The organism is Paenibacillus xylaniclasticus (assembly GCF_004001065.1).
GTDB classification, from domain to species: Bacteria; Bacillota; Bacilli; order Paenibacillales; family Paenibacillaceae; genus Paenibacillus_T; species Paenibacillus_T xylaniclasticus.
Genome location: NZ_BIML01000001.1, coordinates 66,721 through 87,320, shown reverse-complemented (window position 1 = coordinate 87,320; position 20,600 = coordinate 66,721). Strand labels below are relative to the sequence as shown.

The following is a 20,600-nucleotide window of genomic DNA, read 5'->3' as shown; positions in this document are numbered from 1 at the left end:
TTGTTATTCAGCTTGATTTAAAAAATAATTGGAGGTTTTGTTAGTGGCGTATAGTTTGTATGTGGAATTGTTAATCGACAACTACAATGCCGATGTTACGATCCGCAATTTGAAGGTAGAATGGGGAAAGCTCTATAAGTACGGTAATAAAGATGATGAGATTCCAGTCGAGGAGATGGAAGGAACGGTAATTAACGCAGGAACTAAAATGTGGTTCTGCGCTTGCGGTCGCGACTGGTCGCCTTCCGGACCTCAAGGCAGCTTCGAGCTGTTCGATTCTAATAACAATTGGATTGCAACTTACATATGGGATTGCCCGTTTGGCCATCATCTTAACAAGTCCGACCTTGTGACAAGCGATGACACTTTTTTTCGCTTCGATTTTTATCCGGGTTATCGTAATTATCCTAGCGAGCGCAAACATACTGGAACGGCTATTGGAGATGCACTGCTTCGGATATGGGATGTTAGCAAGCCGCCTTATAGACGATGGTAAAATAGTTCCCCTACACGCTTCGCTATTTTGTCGGGAATGGGATCAAGTTCTTGCTCATTAATGATGACAAGAACTTGATCAGCCTCTAACGTTCATCTCAACGACTCCGCGACTCTAACTGTGATACATTCGTTAACTCGCCTGTTATAATACGAGTCAGCTTTTGATTGGAATCGATCAAGAATGTAACCGGCAGCTCCTTTACGCGATAGGCCTCTGCAGCTGTGCCGGAAGGATCAAGAAACTGTGGATAGGATACTCCAAGTGATTGTATAAACGATGCTACTGTGCCGCGCGACTGTCCTACATTTATTCCGAGTACATTTACCTTGCCCTGCTTATAGTATTGGTCAATCACAGGCATCTCGTTCACACAAGAGGTGCACCATGAGCCCCAGAATTGGAGCAGGACAGGCTTGCCGCGGTATTCGGACAAGCGAACCGTGCTTCCTTCAAGAGTGGTTAACGTAATGTTAGGTGCTTCTTTCCCTATCTCCATTAGCGGTCTTTCCGGATTGGATTGTTGAAATAGCACCCATATAGTGGCTGTAACTAACGTGACGGCTGCAGCTATACACGTCGTAACATGTATCAATCGTTTCATGTGCCCCACCGATCTGCCGCGCTGCTTAAGCATCATGGACTTAAGCTTCATAGCCATAAAGTTCTCGGAATGCTTTGTGTAGTCCATATGTTTCATCGTCCTTACGATAAGAGGCTATAGTGCCGCTTCGTGCAACCTTGCCTTCTTTCAAAAAAATGACCGTATCGGCAACAGCATCGGCTACATGCATCTGATGGGTTGAAAAAATGACCGTGTGTCCTTCTTCCTTGACTTTATTGACGAGCTCAACAAAGGAATCCATCCAGTAAGGGTCCAGCCCATTCGTAGGCTCATCCATAATAAGCAAAGGGGGTTTCCCTAATAGCGCTTGTGCGAATAACAATCTTTGACGCATCCCCTTGGAGAAGGAGGTCACTAGCTTGCGTTGTACATCCGCTAGGCCGACGAGCTTTAGCAAGTCTTGTACACTAGCTGGATCGACTTTACGAAGGGAAGACCAGAAGGTCAGAGTTTCTTGTGCTGACAAGCCCTGACTAAACATATAGTCATCCGGCATATAACCGATCTGTCTGGCATACTGCTTCCGGTTCTCCTTCCATTCCACTCCAGCCACTGTAATAGAGCCGCTTGTCGGCTGTGAGATGCCAGCGATCATCCGCAGCAGCGTACTCTTGCCTGCGCCGTTGCCGCCGCATAGAGCAATCGTACTCCCCCTGGCTGCTTGAAGGCTAATGCCATGAATGATCGCTTGCTTCTTAATCGTCTTCTGAACATGATCGACGTATAAGACTGGTTTATCCATGCGAACGCCTTCTCTCCCAGATGATATATGATACTGCCGAAGCAGCTGTCGCCCAACATAAAACGATACACGCAAACCATACGGACCCTGTCGGCTTACTGATCCAGCCGACCCATTCGTAATATTCGGGGCCTAGAATGGAGCCGCCCCCTAGCTTTACGATAACGAACAATCGGACAAGCTCAGCCGGGTTCAAGAAAGTAAGGATGACCAGCAATGGTTTTACGTACATGAACGGGAGCATCCCGAGCACGGCCAACAGCACGGATGGCCATCCAATGATGGCGAAGAACCAGACAGCTACACAGATCGTTAATGCTTGCCACCGATTGCGCGCGAATGTTCCAATCAACAAAGCTATCGCTAAGAATAAGAAGGATAATCCCATGGAGAAGATGACGAACAACATAAAATCATGGAAGGCAAACATACTGCCCGCAACTGCGCCTAATAAACCCGAAAGCCCATAGCCGAAAAACATAATCGTCCACAGTACTAATGACAGCCCTGCATACTTTCCGAGTATGTAGGAGAGCGTCCCTAACGGATAAGCCCAAAGCAGCTGCCAGCTCCCCTCCTCTTTCTCAGCTGTTAAGGAGAAAGCGCCAAGGAGCAGCGACATAAGCGGAACGAGATATAGAATCAAATTAAGCATCGAGCTCGTTGCGCCGGAATAGCCTTCGACCGCATTGCGGGCGTTAATGAGCAGTAATATGATCGTGAATACCGTAAAGAGAGCCATGAACGAATAAGCCCAAACGTTACGGAATCCCATTCTTATTTCACGCGCGGCAATTGTTCTAAAGTCGTGCATTAATTGTGAACCTTGCCTTCATCGGATTTGTCCATGTGCATCGTTGCAGCCGATTCTGAATGCGCCTGCTCGTCGTGCTCTTGTCCCATCTCCATCATCCCGTGCATCATCTCGGTATTCCGAGCCCATGAATGATTCGCTAGCTCTTCACTTGTCATCACGATGCCTTTGTTCTGCGATTTCACGAACTGCTCTGCAGACTCCTTATCCTTGAAAGAAAGGATTCCATAAGCCATTGGTGAACGGAACGAAGGGTCATAAGCATAGTAAGCGTCCTCGTACTTGATCCACTCGCTATTGTTGTAATCACGGACAAAGGAAGCGCCGATCTTCTCGTCGGAATGCTTGGTTAACCATTCGTTCATACAGCCGATATCGTCGAACACATACGTTTTGCCTTCCTTGGTCGTAAGCTGAGTCGCAAATGCATCATCTTTGACCTGCATGTTGCAATTGTCACATTTGTCCGTCTCTTCATTAATGGCAACCGCTTTGTATTTAGACTCTCCGCAGCCCGTCATTAAGAGTAGAGCGATCAATAAGCATTGAATAACGAGCATCGATTTCCAAGTTTTTTTCATGTTCGTTTAACCCCCGCATTGTATATAGTTAGTAGGCTTATAGCCAGCATAAGCAGACTTGCAATGACTGAATTGTAATTTACACGATGGGAATCTGCGACGGTTCCCGAAGGCTTCATGAGAGGAGCCTTATCTGTCGTCCATGTTGATTTGCCAGTCTCCATTAGTTCCTCGAGGAACAGCATACCTGGCGATTGGAAGAACAACTGGAATGGCGGCGTACGGGAAGTCATCTGCTGGAAGAACGGATTAATCGCATAAGCTATATTGCTATGTCCGTCGCCGTCTGTGTCGATGCCATCAAAGGTATCCCAGAAGTTTCCTGACAAACGATTGTTCGTGCTGCTAATCGCTTCGGCGTTAATAACATTGGCGATAAAATCGTTCCCTGTTAATTCGTTCTCCTTCGATTCGAGCAATTGCACGCCAACAAAATTGCGAGTTATCCGATTGTCTCGTATGCTGTTATCGCTCGATTCTTCAATATAGAAGCCAACGCGGTTACCTTCTACGTTGTTCCCGGATATTCTCGACGAATGAACATCAAATAACAGAAGACCTTGTGAGTTCACATTCTCACTTTGTTTCGTGAACGAATTGTTCTCCACAACTGCATCCATTACCCCCATGATCATTGCACCCGTCACATTATACGTGCCGATATTGCTTCGAACGATCGTCCCTTCCGTATACATGCAATGAATGCCATAGCGAGAATGCTCGATCTTATTGTCCGATACGGTATTGTGATGACTGCTCTCCATATAGATCCCGTCACTCATCGAGGAGATCTGGTTTGCACGTATGTCATTATAATGTGAATCGAACAGGTCTATCCCGTTGCGTTTGATGGACGTTTTCACCTTCTTTGTATCAGCATCGGTTAACCACGTGATTTTATTATCGAGAATCTGATTATGGTCTGATTCTCGCAACCGTATGCCGAACGTATGGGTGATAACGTCTAAGTGATCTAATGTAACCCTCGAAGCGGCCAACTCGACTGCAGCTGATTCCTCCAGTGACCTTTGTTCGATCGTAAGTCCGGATAAGCGTACGCCCTCTGCCGTAATTCGTACAGCTGGACTTGCATCGTCATGGATGAGTTTCGCACCTGGATCTCCGCGCAGTGTAATTCTTTTATTCACCTCAATCTTACCGACATATTCACCTGGTGCAATGACGATGGTGTCCCCCTCATTGGCCTCGTCAATAAGCTGTTGTATCTTGTCGCTGCTGGCTTGTGATGCTGTGGCATACAACGGAGGGCTCGCTAATTTGCCAGATGGGTCCACTGATTGCCCGGAAGTACTGCTAGAGAATCCAGCTAGCAACGCAATCGAGCAGCCGCATATTGCCCATCTTAATCGCATGATCCTTCTCATGTGGTCATCCTCGCTTTGAAATTGTTTTATTATTGTATCCTGTTATGGCTCAACCTAAATGACTCGAAAGTGCTATAGCAGGCCTTCTTATTTGAACGATTTATGACTTCTTGTAAGACTCGTATCATAAAAAATAAAAAAAATGCCGCTTATTGCGACATTTTTTCGAAATTTTCTAACAGTAACCATATAAAATGACCGGCGTATGTATCTAAAGACGAATATAGCCGCTAGCGAAGAGACCGAAGCAGGCTACGTTCAATAGAAACGTAATCCCCGCACCGATCAGCAGTCCCTGCACAATACCGCTTTTTTTATTAAAAATTAAGATTGCGGGAACCAGGTACAAGATTTGTGCAAAGCTGATAAAAAAGAATGCTGTAGGAATTAGAAAAAGTAACGAATGCAAAGCGGCCAATAGCCCGATTCCGAGCAACACCTGCTTGATATGGTCGGAATGACTTTGTCGGATAACTTTCTTATTTTTATTCTCCTCATCATTCATTCCAGTCATTGACTTTACCTCCCGGGCGCATATCAAATTCATCTCGGAGCTTCGCTAACTTCTTCTCCTGGTCTCCACGATAGAACATGTTATACGTGTCGAAGGGAATGATTCGTCCATCGGGGTGTACGATATGTACGCACGATTTTTTGACGGAGCGTACATCGAAATTGTATGGATCTAGAAATTGCATAATGATGACACGAAACACATTGTCGTAGTTAATCCGATCAGGTACAGCGACCATTGGCAAGCAGCAAAGCAGACTTTTCAACGAGAGTGCCGAAGAGACAGGTGAATGAGCTGTTGAGAATAGCTCGAATATCTTCGATTTTAGCGTCTGATCCTGCTCAAATACGATCGTATTGCGGCCGCCCTCTAGTAAAATTTGGGGATCTATTAGTCCGGTAAGCGGCAGCACTTCCCCGTCTAGCTTCAAGGCGTAACCCATCGCCAAACAATCTGGATGGCATGGTACCGGAATAATATCCTCCGCGCTGAAAATACCGGATTGATCAATAATCCCCTGTCTCACTTCACTTAGAGTTAGACGATCTACTGCCGGATCGTACTCTTCCAATCGACCTGCCGCTTGGATCGGCTGAAAGGTTACACCGCGTACGGCAGGCTGTTTAAGGCCGAACTGAATGATGTCGCCGATTTCATGATCGTTCAGCCCTTTCTTGAGCGTAACGACCAGCGTGGTCGAAATATTGAATTTATTCAAATGCTCTAGCGCACGGCGGCGGACATCGCGCAAATCAACACCGCGAAGCTGTAGCAGCGCCTCCTCTTGGAAGCTGTCGAACTGCAGGTAAATTTCAAAGCCAGGCATATATTTCGCTAACCGCTCGGCAAAGCCGCGGTCCTGAGCTATACGGAGGCCGTTAGTATTCACCATAATATGCTTGATCGGCTTGCTTTTGGCGATGTCCAATATTTCAAAGAACTGTGGATGAATGGTAGGTTCTCCCCCGCTAATTTGTACAACGTCAGGTTCACCCTCATTGCGGACAATAGCATCAAGCATGGCCTCGATCTGTTCTAACGAGCGCCACGCACCGTTATACGGTGAGGATTCCGCATAGCAAATCGGACATTGCAGATTACAGCGTTCCGTAACTTCAACAAGTGTCAGACAGCTGTGCTGCTCATGATCTGGACAAAGACCGCAATCGTATGGACAGCCGTAGCGGATCGGTGTGTTCCACTGCTCCGGCATTTCCGCAGGCTTTAGAAATTCGCGGCATTTCTTATAATAATCAGCATCGCTTGCGATGAGCACCTTCTCCCGCCCGTGCTGTCCGCAATACTTGAGCAAGAATACTTGATTGTCCTCAATGATGACTTTCGCTTCAACCTTGCGCAAACATTTTGAACAGATGCTGTTCGTAAGCTCGTAGAAAATATACGGTCTATTTTTCGTCGCCATCGTTACAGCTCCTTTGGATGTGTATGCTTCGGTTTCCCCTGCCACTTATAGATTAATGTCGAATAATAAATTAGTCCTGCGATACAGGCAAGCTGTATATTATTAAGTCCGAAATAAGGATGAGGTGTCGGCTTAATAAAATCAGTAGCGAAACGAAACGTGAGATACCCTGTCATCAACAGCTGGAAGATTGCTCCGTCAGGTAATACAGCTCTTCTCTTCCATCTTAGGAGCATCCCGCCAAGCACAAGTAAGAAAGCAATTTCATAAAGCTGTGTCGGATGCCTGCGAATGCCATCGCCAAAATCAATACCTGTTATCCAAGCAGTTGATGTGCCATAGGTATGGTCATCTAGCCCGGTCATAAAGCAGCCGATGCGGCCGATTATCATGCCGATGATAATCGGTACAGCCATGTCATCGCCGGTGGAGCGTGTAACGCCGATGCGCTTCTTAGTCCACTCTACACCGATCAGCCCGCCTAACAAACCGCCGACTATCGTCTTGCCCTCCATTAAGTAGGAGTAGCTGTGCCAGTTCTCAATCGTCTGCAAGGGGTCCTCAAGCCAATACAGCACTTTAGAACCGATGGCAGCCCCAAGAATAGCTCCGACGATGATCCACATCCCTTGTATAATCGGGAGCTTGTCCTTGCTTCGGGTGTACAAGTACACACGAAATCCGATAAAATATGCAAGTGTCTCGAATACCGCATGCGGGTGGAGCTTTATAAAACCAAGATCGATCCATATAGGGAAAGTCATAGCGGTCACCAGTTCCGTATTATTATAAAGCCGCAGTAACGCGATTTTAATTTGTTGCTTGTCTTTTGGGGAAAGTGGCACGAAGTCTATGTATGACGCAGTATTGGAACCTATGACGACTGATCATTTAAGTTAGCAGCTGTATCAATTCTGATACTCGTGCATCCTTGGCCTGTTCACCCGCAGTAATACATTCCATCGATTTGGTAAAATCAAAGGCTGCATACTGGCCTACATCTGGTCGCACAATCATGTCCGCTAAATGAAGACAACTGTGATTGCGTTCAGAGGTATTAGACCTCGAACCTCGTCTCCGCCTAAAACTAACCCCACTTTGTTCAAATTAAAGTCCTCACTTTTTTGATTCTATATTAAAACCGAAGAAGCAACCGATGAGACCAATCATCATGCCTATCATATCGGTAAGCTATATCGCCGCCAGTGGAGCGCTGACGTTTACTTGAATAATATCTAAATAGATCCATAAAATCTATCAAGTTCCCCAATTTTTTATAGAAAATTAAGATCGTCTAAGCCTCATACTCTTTCAAATCTGTTCTCGACGACATTTGCACGATTCAACTAAGTAAAACAAAAAAAGAACATTGAACAGTTATGTGGCAACTGTTCAATGTTCTTATCTCAATTTTTATTAGGAATTGAGTGCTTCCAAGAACTTCTCAATTTGCGTATCCAACAGCTCTTTATCCGCATCTGACAAAGTGAATTTTCCTGTTTGGAAAGCCTCCATTGTCAATGCAATACCAGCCAGCTGTTCTAATGGGTTCATGGCCATACGTCCAAGAAGACCTTTTAATTCTTCCATAACGTATGCCGCTTTCGAGCTTCCTGCTGCACCACTGATTGCAACCAATTTACCTTTCACAAAATCTGGCGCACCGAATACTCCAATTTCAACAGGACGAGAAATCCAATCCAGCATATTTTTCAAAGGTCCAGGAACACTACCATTATACTCTGGCGTTACAATCCATAGAGCATCTGCTTTTTTCAGTTCTTCGCGAATAGCGGCAACAGATTCAGGTGCTGGAAATTCGATATCCTGATTAAACAGCGGTAGATTCGAAAAATTCAGTTGAGTTACTGAATATCCTTTCGCTTCAAGTTTAGATTTCACATACTCTACAATGTTTTGATTAAATGATCCTTTGCGCAAGGATCCGTTAACAAAAGCGATATTTTTGGCCATCACATATTCCTACTTTCTTTCATTTATTTTGTGGAGTAAATCTCCAAACATCATCAATTCTTCATTCGAGAACGACTCGTACATTTTCCGAATCGTTTCGTGATGAATGGGTAAATAGCTTTCTGTCTTCTTTCTTCCCTCGGGAAGTAATCCAATAATACTGCTTCGTTTATCCGACTCAGAAGGAAGTCGATAAATCCATTCCTTATCAACCATGTTTTTTATTACGACCGTCATATTACCTTTTGTTGCACATAGTTGATTCATCAGCTGACTAATGGTTAGCTCGCCTTGTTCATAAAGGAGTTCTAGAATATTGAACTGCAAAGGTGTAAGTCCAGCTTTACTTAAAGTAGAACTTAGCTCTAGATGTACTCTCCGATGACTTAATCGATATAACTTCATAATCTCAAGTACATTGGTAAAATCCTGCTTCATATGAATAGCATACCCCTGTAATTAAGTCACCATGCATATGTTACTTTAACTTTGTGGAGGTACATTGAACTGTCTTCCATTCTTTTGTACTAGCTAGTACTAAATTTTAGTTCTAGCTAGTCTTTATGTCAATGCTTTTTATTACTAATAGTTTTATACACTCTACTATTTCCCCCTGCTTGAATCAATAATATTCCTCAGCTGGATGACCTGACTTTTAAGCTCCTTCTCTTTCTCTAAATAGTAGAGTGAAGCCTGTAGTAATGGGAAATTCGGTTCTGTCTTGCGAACCTCGTTCTGGATAAATTGTACGATTTCTTTCAGCTCGGATCGATGCTTGGCGCCGGATGGAAGAACATTTATGGCCGAATCGATCTCCTGGAGCATCTCGGTAAGCAGCTGCTCTTTGTCCCCATGGCGGTCCTCAAGCCCCCAGCTTAAATACCTCTCGAATGAAGCTTGCTTCAGCAAAGGCTTCACGTTGGAGACCGTCATATGCTTAACGAGCACATTGAGCTTGTCCAAAATGAACTTTGCCGTTTCCTCGAGCGATAAGGTCTTTTCTTCATATATGATCCAAAATAAATACTCCTTCAGAATCGCACGATAGATGGAAACTAGATCCCACAGGAACGGATAAATTCCTTCGCCATAAACCTGTATTAAGCACTCCTTATGCCATCGGATGAGCCGCCCTCTTACCTTATGTCTCAACGGTTGGAACTTGGGGTCCTGTTGGATCGGGAGCTCTGTGAATTCGACCAAAATATGCTTGTACTCCATAAAATAACGGAATCGTAGAATAATCTGCTGCAGGAACTGCTCTTCTGGCGAAAGTTCGTGATATCGCTTCAGCTCATTTACTTGGTCAAAATATTCGTTATGACATTGATCAAAAACCTCACTGAACAGGTCCTCCTTGGAAGGAAAATATTTGTATACAGACCCCTTGGCAATACCGCAGTCCTCGGCAATATCCTGTATCGTCGTCGAAAGAAACCCTTGCTCTTTAAATAGCTTCGTCGCCGATTTTAATACCTCTTCCCTAGACACACTCATAACAAAATGCCCACCCTTGACGATTTATGAATCATCGTACAAAATTATAAACATGAAGTCAAATGACCGTATGTCTTAAAAAATGAACTTATGGTCAAATCGATGAGATGAGGAGAATAAAAAGTATGGAACGATTATGGGACCCAAACAGAACAGCATTAGTTGTCATTGATCTTCAACGATGGATCGGAAATCAATACGCCCCTTACTCCGCTGAACAGGTAGTGTCTAACGCCGCTGCGCTGGCAGAAACTTTCCGTGAGCAGGGCTCGATGGTTGTACTGGTCCGAGTATCGAGTAAAGATATGAAGGATCTCCCTCGTCCAAAGCTGGATTCTCCTGCACCTCCCCTGAATCTGACTGAGGGATGGGATCAAATCGTCCCGGAAATGCGCGTCGCCGAGACCGATCATATCATTACGAAGAAGCAATGGGGTGCCTTTTATGGAACAGAGCTCGATCTTCAGCTACGCCGCCGGGGAATTGATACGATCGTCTTATGCGGCATCGCGACCGAGTTTGGCGTCGATACGACTGCGCGGGAAGCTTTTATGCACGGATATCAGCTCATATTGGCAATTGATGCGATGACGGGCTTTACCGAAGCCGGGCATGAACACGTAACAAATTTCATTTTTCCACGTATCGGGCGTAACCGGACAACGCAGGATATCATCTCTGCCCTATCAGACAGCTGATCATCGACATAGAAGCTGACTTTCCCATTCCGAAGGCAGCCGAACAAGCAACAAATCGGCTGTCTTCTTGTATCAACGAGTAAGGTTCGATCATCTCAAATGATCCCTGCTCGATGAAGTTCTGTAACTGCAATCGCTAAGCTCTCGAACTGATAATCAGGATTGGCTCCACGGGGGGCTGCTTGACCGATAAATATAGTTTGAAGACGGGCACTTTTTCCCGCTTGTATATCGGTATCCCGATCACCAACCATGAAGGAACATAATCGATCTATTCCATAGGCTTCAATGAGATCGTTCAGCATGCCAGGCATTGGTTTTCTGCAGCGGCAGCGAGCATGTGGTTTATGGATGCAGTAGCGGGTATCGCGAATTACTCCACCCTCGGCGCGAATGAGCTCCAGCATATACTCATTAAGTTTAGCTAAAGCTGATTTAGACATGTAACCTAATCCGACCCCTCCCTGGTTAGAAGCAACGAACACCTCATATCCGAGCTGGTTTAGCTTCTTAATGGCCTCCGCTGCACCTGCAATAAGGATGAACTCTTCCTTCTTATTAATGCTGCCGCCAACATTAATGACTCCGTCTCGGTCGAGAATAAATGCTTTCATAATCAATGTGTCTCCGTTTTCGTTGTTTTCTCTATTTTGAGCATCGCCCTCGTTAGATGAAATCATACACGTTTACAGCTCTAGTGAATACCAACAACTACCATGCAACTTAACGTGGAATTTTACGTCGAATAATATATACACCATAGATAGGAGCTAGAGTAATGAGATTAAAAGCTGTAACATTCATACTTGCTTTCCTGCTTGTTCTGCCTGCTACTCACGCGACGGCACAAAGCAAGCACAACCTTTCAATATTTGTAGAAGGCAATCAAATCGCCTATAACATAGCGCCGTTTGTGGAGAATGGAAGAACGATTGTCGAGGCGCGCTCGCTATTCGAAGCGCTTGGCATTAAGCTCACATGGGACGCACGAAGCAAGACGGTTACAGGAACGAAATCAGGCTTAAAGCTTCAAATGAAGATGAATCAAAATAACGCAGTAGTTAACGGCAACAAGGTGGTCATCGATACGGTGCCTCGCGTTGTGAAAGGTAAAACGCTTATTCCATTGAGATTTGTAAGTACTGTATCTGGAGCCGAAGTGCTCTGGAGTAACGCGAAACAGCGAATTGACGTTAACGGCCTGCAGTTTAAAGACTCCAGACTAGAAAGTTTAGTGAGGTCTTCGATCGGCAAGCTGAACTCCAAGTTGCCCATTCTGCAAAGCGATGTTGCGCAGCTAACCCATCTGGAAAGTGATATCCTCGATTTAGATCCGCCTCGTGTCGTATATGAGCCAAGCGATCTTAGCGGAATTGAGCAGCTAACAGCTTTGAAATCATTGACGATTCAGGGAGATATTCGCTCGTTAGAACCGCTGAGCAAGCTTAAACATTTAGAGAGCCTCGACATTAAGAGCAATGCTAAAGATATCTCGCCGTTAGGAAAGATCAAATCGCTCAAAAAACTATCCGTGAATTTTATCGGCAGCGATCTCAGCGGGTTAAGTTCATTAAGTCAATTAACCTCATTAGAGATCGACGCACCCGTGCAGAAGCTGGATGGCATTAGCCGCTTAACCCAGCTTAAGGAGCTATCGATTGCAGGACACGAAGCTTTATCAGACGTCGCTCCATTAAGCAGCCTGAAGAATCTGAACAAGTTAACCTTTACGGAGAGAAATAGCATCTCGGATGTGACTCCGCTTAGCCATTTGACGCAGCTTAAAGAGCTGACAATTACCGCTAGTAATATTTCGGATGTCAGTCCACTGCACACCCTTATCAATCTGAATAAACTAACGATCGGTCCAGCCCAAATTGAAGATATATCCTCTCTCCATACGTTAGTGAATTTGAAAGAGCTATATATTTGGAGAAATGAACTGACATCGTTAGCAGGCGTTGAAGGGTTATCAAGCTTGAAGCATTTGGATGTTAGATATACGAGAGTTCAGGATCTCGAGCCGCTTCGTCAACTGAACCATTTAGAATGGTTAACGCTCGTTGGCAACAACATCGATTCTATCGAGCCGCTATCTGGGGCATCTAATCTTAAAACCTTGGACGCAGAATCCAATCAAATCACTTCATTACAGCCATTGCTGGAGCTTCCGGCCATCGAAGATGTCGGATTATCCAACAATCCGCTCAACGATCTAACGTTTATTGGACAATTGCAGGATCATCCTACATTGAAGCTGCTTCTTGTTAGCGGTGACGAACAATCCGGCCCTATGCTCGAACAGTTTAAACAGACATTTGAGGATAAGGGGAAAAGTCTGCATATCTTGTAAGCTCGTCTTATTATAAGTGAAAGCCCGCGAACATCGCGGGCTTTCGCATTAAATTTTGAACATGCCCATTAAAGGCATAATCGACTTCACCATATTAAGTCCGAATTGGATTGTCGGCAGCATTTGTTGGAAAGAACCGTAAAAGCCGTCCTGTCCCCCGCCTGCTGGCCCTAACGGACCTACCGAAGCTTCTTGTTTTTGAACTCCCGTACCTGGCACAAATGACGGACCGGAAACGTTCGGTTTAAATAAGCTTGCTGCCATTGTCCCCAAAGAATTGAGGGCGCCGATTCCTCCTATCAACGTATCCAGCAGTCCCGATACTTGGACTTCAGGTGACTTGGACCGATTCGACGGCTTCACTCTCCCACAGCTTCTCGATTCGGACAGGAGCAGTTGATGGTCATGAATCGCTTGAACTGTTCCTACATAACACTCACCGTTGTTCAGCAGCACGCACACAGGCTGCCCGATATACCGGTTAGCTTTTTTGACCGTGATACCTTTTTTCTCTGCTTCTTTTTTAATAGGAGTTTTCTTGGGTGCCACCGTATTCCCTCTCTTCGCTATTAAAAATCGCCAGCCTTAATCAAATACAGAAGAAAGGCAAAATGAAAAGGGAAGCAAGTAGTGCAAACGAAAAAAAGAATTCTCCTCCGCCGTATCCATCCCAGCCACCGTAGCCGCCATAACCACCATAATAACTCGACAGTCTGGCTGTATGCATGGAGCGGATCTGCTTTGTGGAAACTTTCTCGCTCTGAGCGGATGCGAACGATAAAGGTTTATTGTCAACCCAACAATCTGACAGCATGAGCTTACCGTCATCTACAGCTTTTATCGTTCCGATAAAATGCCTTCCATCATACGTAACCGCACTCACCCTTCGTCCGATGTACGGGTAGACCGTCTGATGGGATATTGGATAAACTTCCTGCAATATTTCGTCCCTCCTAACCTGCAGCTAATATATGTTAGATTATGAGAATGTCTGCTATACGGACTGTACGATTGTCTGTGGAAGGCACAAGATGTGCTCTTCTTGCGGCAGTTATGCATAGGATATCGGAAGAGGTGAGAAGGTGTTGGACTATCATACACTATTAGCACGGCTCGGCGAAGGAAGCGCGCATCCTGGCGGCTTCCAGGCGACTCAACAATTAATTGAACAAATTGGTTTTCCTCGCGGTACCAAAATACTGGAGGCTGGATGCGGAACAGGTCGTACTGCGTGTTATTTAGCCAGTTTAGGCTGTAACGTGACCGCTATAGACCGGAACAGGCATATGATTCATAAAGCGATCCAGCGTGCGAGCATGAGCAGAATTCCTGTCCGTATCGTTCAGGCGGATGTCACTTCCCTGCCCTTTTCGGATGAAACGTTTGATTCTGTTTTTACAGAGTCGGTTACAGCCTTTACCCAAGGTAGCGCTGCGATTCGTGAATATTGGCGAGTGCTGAAACCGGCAGGGGTGCTGTACGATCGTGAGTTGGCATTTGCCCAAAAATTAACTACACAGCAGAAGAAAAAACTCCAGTCCTATTACGGACTCCATCATATGCGAACGGTTCAGGAGTGGATGAAGCTTCTAAGCCAATCGAGGTTTCATCATTACTCAGCGTCCCCTTTTCAACCCTTGAATCAACCGACCAGTGATAACGATCCATTGCGAATCGTGGATCATGAGCTATTCTCGAAGCCGGATGCCATTGCGATGATGATGACAAATGAACGCCTGATGGATAGCTTTTCCAACGTGATGGGCAGCATCGTCATTACGGCGTGGAAAGAATGAATGCTGTTGTAGCATATATTAAGAAACAAAAAAGCCGCGATTCCGCGACTTTTTTATTTCATTCGATTACGCTTCGCTTGGATACTTAAGTCCCCATTGCTCCCTGATTCGGTCAAGCGTCTCCATAATACGAACCGTCTCATTGACGGTCATGATCGGGCTCTCCTTGCGACCTGCGCGCAGGCATTCCATCGCTTCGATCGCCTGATAGAAGTGGCCGGACGGTTCGAGGTCTTGCTTGAAGAAGACAGGCTCTTCTCCGTTCACATGCAGTGCAGCAGACTTAGCGAACAGGAACTGAGGAATTTCAATTCGCCCCTTTGTGCCGTAGATGACGGCCTCGTTGGTCATCGCTAGTCGAACCGAGCCATGCAGGCTTGCAGTACGACCGTTCTCGTATTCGAATAGAAGCGAGTACTGCTCATCTACGCCAGTCTCACCGATCAGGGCAGAGCTCGCGATCTTGGATGGCTGTTCACCGCCGTAAACCATCGACGCGAACGACACCGGATAAATACCAGCATCGAGCAGCGTGCCGCCGCCCTTTTCTTTATTCAGCAACCGGCCTTCGGGATTCCAGCCCGCATCGAAGCCGAATTCAGCTTTCACGATGCGCACATCGCCAATTACACCGCTGTCCAGCCACTCCCGAACCTTCACGATCGCTGGCAGGTACCGCGTCCACATGGCTTCCATCAAGAATAAGCACTTATGGCTAGCCAGATCCGCAAGCTCTTTCGCCTCGGCAGCGTTCATGGTGAACGGCTTCTCACAGAGGACAGACTTGCCGCCGCGAAGCAGCGTCAGCGCGTTCTCTTTGTGGACCGGGTGCAGCGTGCCGATATAGACGATTTCGACATCCGGATCTGCAGCGAGCTCTTCACAGCTGCCATATGCTCGAGGAATACCGAATTTCTTTGCGAACGCTTGCGCTTTGTCGAGCGAGCGTCCCGCGACAGCGACAAGCTCTGCGCCCGGCGCGTACGGCAGCTCTGTAGCGAAGGTGTCGGAGATGCCTCCCGGCCCCATAATGCCCCATTTTACGATGCGTTGTTCTGCCATGACGATTTCTCCTTTATTTTTCAACTTCTTAATTAGGATTAATGAAAAACCTAAGGATTAGTATTAGGGCAATTAATATAATCCAAAACCATCTGCTATGTAGGAATCTTGGCAGCAGTCATGATGTCTCCTTATCAGTTGAGGCTATAAAAATTACATTAATGATATGTTTTTGATTTTACATTAACCAAACATATAAGTGGTAGTATTTTCTTCAATTATGCATCGAAAGATGAGTAAAGCGGCAGTGTAGGCGGACATGCCCTTACAGCCGCTTTCATACGAATTACGTATTTGTAAGTATCCTAGACTGATAACGTGCCCTTCGTAGACGGAATTCTATCGCTTGTGATTTGAACTGCCTTCCTCAGTGCATCGCCGAATGCAACGAAAATCGCTTCATTAATATGATGGGTGTTTTTACCATATTCCAAATTGATATGAATCGTAATGCCGCCATTATTCGCTACAGCGTGAAAAAACTCTTCGGTAAGTTCGGTTTCATATCCCCCTACCAGTGGGGACGGCATTTCTGCGTTAAATACTAAGAAAGAGCGATTCGCTACGCTTAGATCCACTACTGCTAAGCTTTCATCCATCGGAATGCGCGAGCTGCCGTAACGGTTGATTCCTCTTTTATCCCCTAAAGCCTTCTTGATAGCTTGACCTAGACATATTCCAATGTCCTCTACTGTATGATGCCCATCAATCTCTAGGTCGCCTTGGCAATCCACATGCAGCGTTATCCCCGCCCGGAAAGCAAAAAGCGTGAGCATATGGTCAAAAAAGCCGATTCCGCTATTAATGCTGCTTTCTCCGAATTCATCGAGATTAAGCTTAAGAGTAATATCAGTTTCTTTCGTTGTTCTTTTGATGAGTGCTTCTCTTGCCATAGTAAGCTCCCTTCTACCGCACTTTGCGGCAAGCCGTTGTTGTTGCGTTTCCATCTCTTCCCACAAAGAATAATACGAATTACCATTTATATCAATCTACTTTTTCTATATATGCATCGTTTTATGAAAATTAGTTAATTAGTATGGAGATATATTCAATATGGATGTTGAGAAAATTGCAGTTGGTAAAGCTGTGCGTATCTCCCGGAATGCATCAGCAGCTGGTCATGGTTACCTTCTTCTACAATTACTCCATTCTCCATTACGATAATACGATCAGCGTTGCGGATCGTGGATAAACGATGCGCAATTACAATCGTCGTACGTCCCTCCATGAGTCGCTCCAGTGCTAGCTGCACGTGCTCCTCCGATTCACCATCCAGTGCAGATGTTGCTTCATCTAAGAGCAATATGGGCGCGTCCTTTACAATTGCACGTGCAATAGCGATACGCTGTCTCTGACCGCCCGATAATTGAGCGCCTTGATCCCCGACACGCATATCCCAACCGTTGGGCAACTGCCGGATAAATTCCTCCAAAGCAGCTTCGCGAATGGCGTGCATAATCATCTCATCTGTTGCCTCGGAATGGCCCCAGGCAATATTATCTCGAATCGTACCGTCAAATAGATAACAGTTTTGAGGTACATAGGCAATAAGCTCTCGTACCGCTTTCTGTGAGTACCACTCTCGAGGCTGCCCGAATAAATAAACATCCCCTTGATCCGCTTCTGCAAGCTCCATCAAATAGCGAATCAGTGTCGTCTTCCCTCCGCCGCTGCTGCCGACAATAGCCAGTTTCTCGCCGCTCTTTACTTGTAAGGACATATTGTTGAGGACAGGAAGCTGATTATCATACGACACCGTGACGCATCGTATATCGATCGCATGCTCTCTGTTTAGATTCGGTAGAGCCTTATTTTCTCTCATCTGTTCATCGGGATGATCGAGGATCTCCTTGACGCGCGCTGCGGCAATCGTTGCGTATTGCAGCTGATGGTAAGAGTTAGTCATCAACAACACGTCATTATTGATTTGCGACTGGAGGAGCACAATGAACACTACCGTTGCTAAATCGGTCATGCCCATATGAACGAACAAGCTCCCTGCAACAAGAGTGACCATAATCGCGCTCCATTGGATCGCAGAGCTCGAAGATGAACGCATCGCGTTATAGTGAGCACCGCGCATTGAATAGGAATAGGCTGTTTCAGAGTCTATCCGATATTGCTCTTGCAAATGCGAAGAAAGTCCGAACATACGCACGGTGATGCTGCCTGAAATGACGTCGATCATTCGCTGCGTTAAAGTCGACAGGATGCCCACTCGTTTCGTATGCCATGTATATTCTCGTCGAATGCATGCCAGATTCGCATAGATGCTAATCAGTACAAAAATGAGATTCATGATGCCAATGGTGGGCTGCTTTACGATGCAAATCACTATCGCGGTCAGAATACTGACAGGGATGGCAAATAAACTACGATTACCAGTCACCATGGGACCGAAAAACGAGGCTGTATGTTCTACATCCATGCTCATCCGATTGGTCAAATCACCGGATAGATGGCGATTGGCTGCCGCTGCGGGCATCCCGGTTAATTTGGCGAACAACGCTTTGCGTAATTGTGCCAGGCCCAGGACATAGATTTGTGAAGTGTAATAATTTACCGACGTAATGACCATAATGCCAATCATCATAATGACAGTAACTATGGCGATTGTATTGAGCATCGCTGCAAAGTTACCCGATGCGGCGTGAGCTGTCGTCTGTCCTATTAGGTAGGCGGAGGTGATCGTCATCCATGCGTTCTGTAGAACACTAAGTGTGGAGCATAGCCAATATCGCTTTTGCCACGACCGAATAAACCGCCATGACCATGCCATCATTTTGAAGGTGTGTCGGATGTTATATAATGCTGATTTCATATGGTCTCCTCCTGCGATTTGTAGAGTCGATAATAGACGCCTTGAGACGCCATCAGTTGTTCATGTGTACCGCTCTCCGCAATTCGTCCTTCTTCGAGGCATACAATGCGATCGACATTTCGCAGCGCAGACAACCGGTGTGCGATAACGATTGTGGTGCGTCCTTGCATAAGCCGCCGTAGCGCTTCCGACACCAATGCTTCGCTTTGTGTATCTAGCGCGGAGGTAGGCTCGTCTAGTACGAGGACAGGAGCGTCCTTCAACATTGCCCGGGCGATCGCGACTCGTTGTCGCTGTCCGCCGGAAAGACGAAGTCCGCGTTCGCCAATTTCTCTATTCAAATCGATATCGTTAAGCAGCGCGGCATCGATTGCGGCTTGTATTTGCGAGTTCGATGCTCCTTGCTTTCCAATCGCTACGTTGTCCCATATGCTCCCGGCAAACAGATACGCTTCCTGTCCAACGTAGGAGATTTGTTCACGAAGCGCATCCGTTGACCATGCTTCTATGGAATGGCCGAATAGAGATATATCGCCTCCCTGCTTGCGGTAAAGCGCCATGAGCAGCTTTATTGCGGTTGACTTTCCCGAGCCGCTTGCTCCGACAAGTGCGATATGTTCACCACGCTTGACGGAGAACGTTATTCCTGTTAACAAGAGCTGCTTGTTCGGATAGGAGAACACAACGTTATTGAACAGGATAACGTCGCCTTCCGGCTCTGTTACGGGTCCACCCGTCGATTCAAGCGGCAGATCCCACAGTTCGAACACCCTTGAAGCGCAACCTCGCGCTGTTTTGAAATTGGCAAGCACGGATGAGAGGTCCCCGATCGGATTTCCGATAAACACACTTAATATAATGACGGACATAACGCCCCCTGAACTGATTTGATGAATGCTGGCCAAATATACGCCAAAGCCGCAAATAATGATTTGAGGAAGGAAGAACATAACCTGTCCTAGTGGAGATAGCCATAGGGTCGCTCGATTGGCCTTGATTCCATTTATTGCCGATTGATCCACCGCTGCATCGTAACGGTGACGTATACGCTCGGCTAAATTGTACGCTTTAGCGATTTCATAACCGCCCATCAAGTTATTCGCAATAGACAGCGATTCGCCGGCGGCTTGCTGCCATTGCTGCACGTAGCGGGTTAATGGGCTGGAAATTTTTACTTGCAGCATTGCGATTACCGGCACAATGGCAAGCGAGAACAGCGTTAATTGCCAGTTTATATAGAGGGATACGAATAGCGCCGCGAGGCCGATGATTTGCTGCGGCAGCCGTACGGAGAAATAATTTTGCAAGGAACCGTTAATTTGGTTTAGATCGCTATTGGCACGTGACAGGATGTCACCCACCGTGTGGCTATCAAGAGTTTGCTTGTCGATTTTGGCGACGATCGTAAATGTTTTATCGCGCATCGTACGGTCGCATAGCTCGCTGTATTTAATACCAAGAAATTGCTGCAAATATTGCGAGGGAATTAATAACATTAGAGAGATGAATAACATGACGGTTTGCTTATTAACGATGGTGCCCCTCACGCCGTAATCATCTATGATGGCATGAAGACATTGCGTCATAAAACCTAATACGACGGATGTCAATAACGAGAAAAAGATCGTTAGTACGAGAATCGAGGAATGTTTCGCATTGATTGTCAGATAGCGCCGCATGACCTGTAAAGTGCTTGGGGTTGAACTGGACATTTCAGGCATACTGAAGCTTGCTTTCATAAGAGCATCTCCTTTTGCGATTGTTATGAATGAACCATTCATTCATTTTCGTTCATTTTATTTGGCACGCGTAGAGCGTG

General features: G+C 46.0%; 22 protein-coding genes. 4 read left to right on the top strand and 18 right to left on the bottom strand.

Going from position 1 to position 20,600, the window contains the following annotated elements:
• The first annotated feature begins 43 nt into the window (after nucleotides 1-43).
• Nucleotides 44-496: an aegerolysin family protein gene (locus tag PXY01_RS00375; protein ID WP_164744251.1), complete on the top strand. Its 453-nt coding sequence runs from the start codon at nucleotides 44-46 to the stop codon at nucleotides 494-496.
• Nucleotides 497-593: 97 nt separating this feature from the next.
• On the opposite strand, the gene PXY01_RS00370 is transcribed toward PXY01_RS00375, so the two are convergent.
• The 11 genes from PXY01_RS00370 to PXY01_RS00320 form a co-directional block, all read right to left on the bottom strand.
• Complete coding sequence (locus tag PXY01_RS00370) at nucleotides 594-1,100, bottom strand: redoxin domain-containing protein (RefSeq protein WP_164744250.1); 507 nt, start codon at nucleotides 1,098-1,100, stop codon at nucleotides 594-596.
• Between the two features lie 40 nt (nucleotides 1,101-1,140).
• A complete protein-coding gene (locus tag PXY01_RS00365) occupies nucleotides 1,141-1,863 on the bottom strand; it encodes an ABC transporter ATP-binding protein (protein ID WP_127566134.1) in 723 nt (240 codons plus the stop codon).
• Nucleotides 1,856-2,677, bottom strand: a complete 822-nt coding sequence (locus PXY01_RS00360) for an ABC transporter permease (RefSeq protein ID WP_127566132.1) — start codon at nucleotides 2,675-2,677, stop codon at nucleotides 1,856-1,858. The genes PXY01_RS00365 and PXY01_RS00360 overlap by 8 nt, the downstream gene beginning before the upstream one ends.
• On the bottom strand, nucleotides 2,677-3,258 hold the full coding sequence (locus tag PXY01_RS00355; RefSeq protein ID WP_127566130.1) for a nitrous oxide reductase accessory protein NosL: 582 nt from the start codon (nucleotides 3,256-3,258) through the stop codon (nucleotides 2,677-2,679). Before PXY01_RS00355 ends, PXY01_RS00360 begins: the two co-directional genes overlap by 1 nt.
• Nucleotides 3,255-4,631 (bottom strand): right-handed parallel beta-helix repeat-containing protein, encoded by a 1,377-nt coding sequence (locus PXY01_RS00350; RefSeq protein WP_164744249.1) that lies wholly within the window; start codon nucleotides 4,629-4,631, stop codon nucleotides 3,255-3,257. The genes PXY01_RS00355 and PXY01_RS00350 overlap by 4 nt, the downstream gene beginning before the upstream one ends.
• Before the next feature lie 223 nt (nucleotides 4,632-4,854).
• Nucleotides 4,855-5,157 (bottom strand): hypothetical protein, encoded by a 303-nt coding sequence (locus PXY01_RS00345; protein WP_127566126.1) that lies wholly within the window; start codon nucleotides 5,155-5,157, stop codon nucleotides 4,855-4,857.
• Nucleotides 5,141-6,580, bottom strand: coding sequence for a radical SAM protein (locus tag PXY01_RS00340; protein WP_127566124.1), 1,440 nt, complete (start codon nucleotides 6,578-6,580; stop codon nucleotides 5,141-5,143). Before PXY01_RS00340 ends, PXY01_RS00345 begins: the two co-directional genes overlap by 17 nt.
• Nucleotides 6,581-6,582: 2 nt before the next feature.
• Entirely contained in the window at nucleotides 6,583-7,344 is a 762-nt protein-coding gene (locus tag PXY01_RS00335; protein WP_127566122.1) for a prolipoprotein diacylglyceryl transferase, read from the bottom strand.
• A gap of 652 nt (nucleotides 7,345-7,996) precedes the next feature.
• Nucleotides 7,997-8,554, bottom strand: a complete 558-nt coding sequence (locus tag PXY01_RS00330) for an NADPH-dependent FMN reductase (RefSeq protein WP_127566120.1) — start codon at nucleotides 8,552-8,554, stop codon at nucleotides 7,997-7,999.
• Nucleotides 8,555-8,563: 9 nt separating this feature from the next.
• A complete protein-coding gene (locus tag PXY01_RS00325; protein WP_127566118.1) occupies nucleotides 8,564-8,992 on the bottom strand; it encodes a MarR family winged helix-turn-helix transcriptional regulator in 429 nt (142 codons plus the stop codon).
• Between the two features lie 165 nt (nucleotides 8,993-9,157).
• Nucleotides 9,158-10,051: a TetR/AcrR family transcriptional regulator gene (locus PXY01_RS00320; RefSeq protein WP_127566116.1), complete on the bottom strand. Its 894-nt coding sequence runs from the start codon at nucleotides 10,049-10,051 to the stop codon at nucleotides 9,158-9,160.
• A gap of 125 nt (nucleotides 10,052-10,176) precedes the next feature.
• Here PXY01_RS00320 and PXY01_RS00315 point away from each other — a divergent pair, with 125 nt between their 5' ends.
• A complete protein-coding gene (locus PXY01_RS00315) occupies nucleotides 10,177-10,749 on the top strand; it encodes a hydrolase (RefSeq protein WP_246027744.1) in 573 nt (190 codons plus the stop codon).
• A gap of 95 nt (nucleotides 10,750-10,844) precedes the next feature.
• Here PXY01_RS00315 and PXY01_RS00310 read toward each other — a convergent pair whose 3' ends face one another.
• Nucleotides 10,845-11,429: a D-glycero-alpha-D-manno-heptose-1,7-bisphosphate 7-phosphatase gene (locus PXY01_RS00310; RefSeq protein ID WP_127566112.1), complete on the bottom strand. Its 585-nt coding sequence runs from the start codon at nucleotides 11,427-11,429 to the stop codon at nucleotides 10,845-10,847.
• Nucleotides 11,430-11,527: 98 nt separating this feature from the next.
• Here PXY01_RS00310 and PXY01_RS00305 point away from each other — a divergent pair, with 98 nt between their 5' ends.
• Nucleotides 11,528-13,102, top strand: coding sequence for a leucine-rich repeat domain-containing protein (locus tag PXY01_RS00305; RefSeq protein ID WP_127566110.1), 1,575 nt, complete (start codon nucleotides 11,528-11,530; stop codon nucleotides 13,100-13,102).
• 48 nt (nucleotides 13,103-13,150) lie between these two features.
• On the opposite strand, the gene PXY01_RS00300 is transcribed toward PXY01_RS00305, so the two are convergent.
• Both PXY01_RS00300 and PXY01_RS00295 read right to left on the bottom strand, forming a co-directional pair.
• Nucleotides 13,151-13,651, bottom strand: coding sequence for a hypothetical protein (locus PXY01_RS00300; protein ID WP_127566108.1), 501 nt, complete (start codon nucleotides 13,649-13,651; stop codon nucleotides 13,151-13,153).
• Nucleotides 13,652-13,691: 40 nt separating this feature from the next.
• Nucleotides 13,692-14,042, bottom strand: a complete 351-nt coding sequence (locus PXY01_RS00295; protein WP_127566106.1) for an LSm family protein — start codon at nucleotides 14,040-14,042, stop codon at nucleotides 13,692-13,694.
• A gap of 145 nt (nucleotides 14,043-14,187) precedes the next feature.
• On the opposite strand from PXY01_RS00295, the gene PXY01_RS00290 reads away from it, so the two are divergent.
• Nucleotides 14,188-14,898 carry a class I SAM-dependent methyltransferase gene (locus PXY01_RS00290; protein WP_127566104.1) on the top strand — a complete coding sequence of 237 codons (711 nt, stop codon included), beginning with the start codon at nucleotides 14,188-14,190 and terminating at the stop codon, nucleotides 14,896-14,898.
• A 66-nt stretch (nucleotides 14,899-14,964) separates the two neighbouring features.
• Here the strand turns inward: PXY01_RS00290 and PXY01_RS00285 are convergent, their stop codons facing one another.
• The 4 genes from PXY01_RS00285 to PXY01_RS00270 all read right to left on the bottom strand — a co-directional run bounded on the left by PXY01_RS00285 (nucleotide 14,965) and on the right by PXY01_RS00270 (nucleotide 20,520).
• Nucleotides 14,965-15,960, bottom strand: a complete 996-nt coding sequence (locus tag PXY01_RS00285; RefSeq protein WP_127566102.1) for a Gfo/Idh/MocA family protein — start codon at nucleotides 15,958-15,960, stop codon at nucleotides 14,965-14,967.
• Between the two features lie 305 nt (nucleotides 15,961-16,265).
• Nucleotides 16,266-16,853 carry an imidazoleglycerol-phosphate dehydratase HisB gene (gene hisB, locus PXY01_RS00280; protein WP_127566100.1) on the bottom strand — a complete coding sequence of 196 codons (588 nt, stop codon included), beginning with the start codon at nucleotides 16,851-16,853 and terminating at the stop codon, nucleotides 16,266-16,268.
• 155 nt (nucleotides 16,854-17,008) lie between these two features.
• Nucleotides 17,009-18,781, bottom strand: coding sequence for an ABC transporter ATP-binding protein (locus PXY01_RS00275; protein ID WP_127566098.1), 1,773 nt, complete (start codon nucleotides 18,779-18,781; stop codon nucleotides 17,009-17,011).
• Complete coding sequence (locus PXY01_RS00270) at nucleotides 18,778-20,520, bottom strand: ABC transporter ATP-binding protein (protein ID WP_164744248.1); 1,743 nt, start codon at nucleotides 20,518-20,520, stop codon at nucleotides 18,778-18,780. The genes PXY01_RS00275 and PXY01_RS00270 overlap by 4 nt, the downstream gene beginning before the upstream one ends.
• Nucleotides 20,521-20,600 lie beyond the last annotated feature (80 nt).

What these genes read in the sequence shown, in the direction of transcription:
- PXY01_RS00370 (WP_164744250.1), bottom strand. Translation starts at nt 1,100, where the DNA reads ATGAAACGATTGATACATGTTACGACGTGTATAGCTGCAGCCGTCACG.
- PXY01_RS00365 (WP_127566134.1), bottom strand. Translation starts at nt 1,863, where the DNA reads ATGGATAAACCAGTCTTATACGTCGATCATGTTCAGAAGACGATTAAG.
- PXY01_RS00360 (WP_127566132.1), bottom strand. Translation starts at nt 2,677, where the DNA reads ATGCACGACTTTAGAACAATTGCCGCGCGTGAAATAAGAATGGGATTC.
- PXY01_RS00355 (WP_127566130.1), bottom strand. Translation starts at nt 3,258, where the DNA reads ATGAAAAAAACTTGGAAATCGATGCTCGTTATTCAATGCTTATTGATC.
- PXY01_RS00350 (WP_164744249.1), bottom strand. Translation starts at nt 4,631, where the DNA reads ATGCGATTAAGATGGGCAATATGCGGCTGCTCGATTGCGTTGCTAGCT.
- PXY01_RS00345 (WP_127566126.1), bottom strand. Translation starts at nt 5,157, where the DNA reads ATGACTGGAATGAATGATGAGGAGAATAAAAATAAGAAAGTTATCCGA.
- PXY01_RS00340 (WP_127566124.1), bottom strand. Translation starts at nt 6,580, where the DNA reads ATGGCGACGAAAAATAGACCGTATATTTTCTACGAGCTTACGAACAGC.
- PXY01_RS00335 (WP_127566122.1), bottom strand. Translation starts at nt 7,344, where the DNA reads ATGACTTTCCCTATATGGATCGATCTTGGTTTTATAAAGCTCCACCCG.
- PXY01_RS00330 (WP_127566120.1), bottom strand. Translation starts at nt 8,554, where the DNA reads ATGGCCAAAAATATCGCTTTTGTTAACGGATCCTTGCGCAAAGGATCA.
- PXY01_RS00325 (WP_127566118.1), bottom strand. Translation starts at nt 8,992, where the DNA reads ATGAAGCAGGATTTTACCAATGTACTTGAGATTATGAAGTTATATCGA.
- PXY01_RS00320 (WP_127566116.1), bottom strand. Translation starts at nt 10,051, where the DNA reads ATGAGTGTGTCTAGGGAAGAGGTATTAAAATCGGCGACGAAGCTATTT.
- PXY01_RS00315 (WP_246027744.1), top strand. Translation starts at nt 10,177, where the DNA reads ATGGAACGATTATGGGACCCAAACAGAACAGCATTAGTTGTCATTGAT.
- PXY01_RS00310 (WP_127566112.1), bottom strand. Translation starts at nt 11,429, where the DNA reads ATGATTTCATCTAACGAGGGCGATGCTCAAAATAGAGAAAACAACGAA.
- PXY01_RS00305 (WP_127566110.1), top strand. Translation starts at nt 11,528, where the DNA reads ATGAGATTAAAAGCTGTAACATTCATACTTGCTTTCCTGCTTGTTCTG.
- PXY01_RS00285 (WP_127566102.1), bottom strand. Translation starts at nt 15,960, where the DNA reads ATGGCAGAACAACGCATCGTAAAATGGGGCATTATGGGGCCGGGAGGC.
- hisB (WP_127566100.1), bottom strand. Translation starts at nt 16,853, where the DNA reads ATGGCAAGAGAAGCACTCATCAAAAGAACAACGAAAGAAACTGATATT.
- PXY01_RS00275 (WP_127566098.1), bottom strand. Translation starts at nt 18,781, where the DNA reads ATGAAATCAGCATTATATAACATCCGACACACCTTCAAAATGATGGCA.
- PXY01_RS00270 (WP_164744248.1), bottom strand. Translation starts at nt 20,520, where the DNA reads ATGAAAGCAAGCTTCAGTATGCCTGAAATGTCCAGTTCAACCCCAAGC.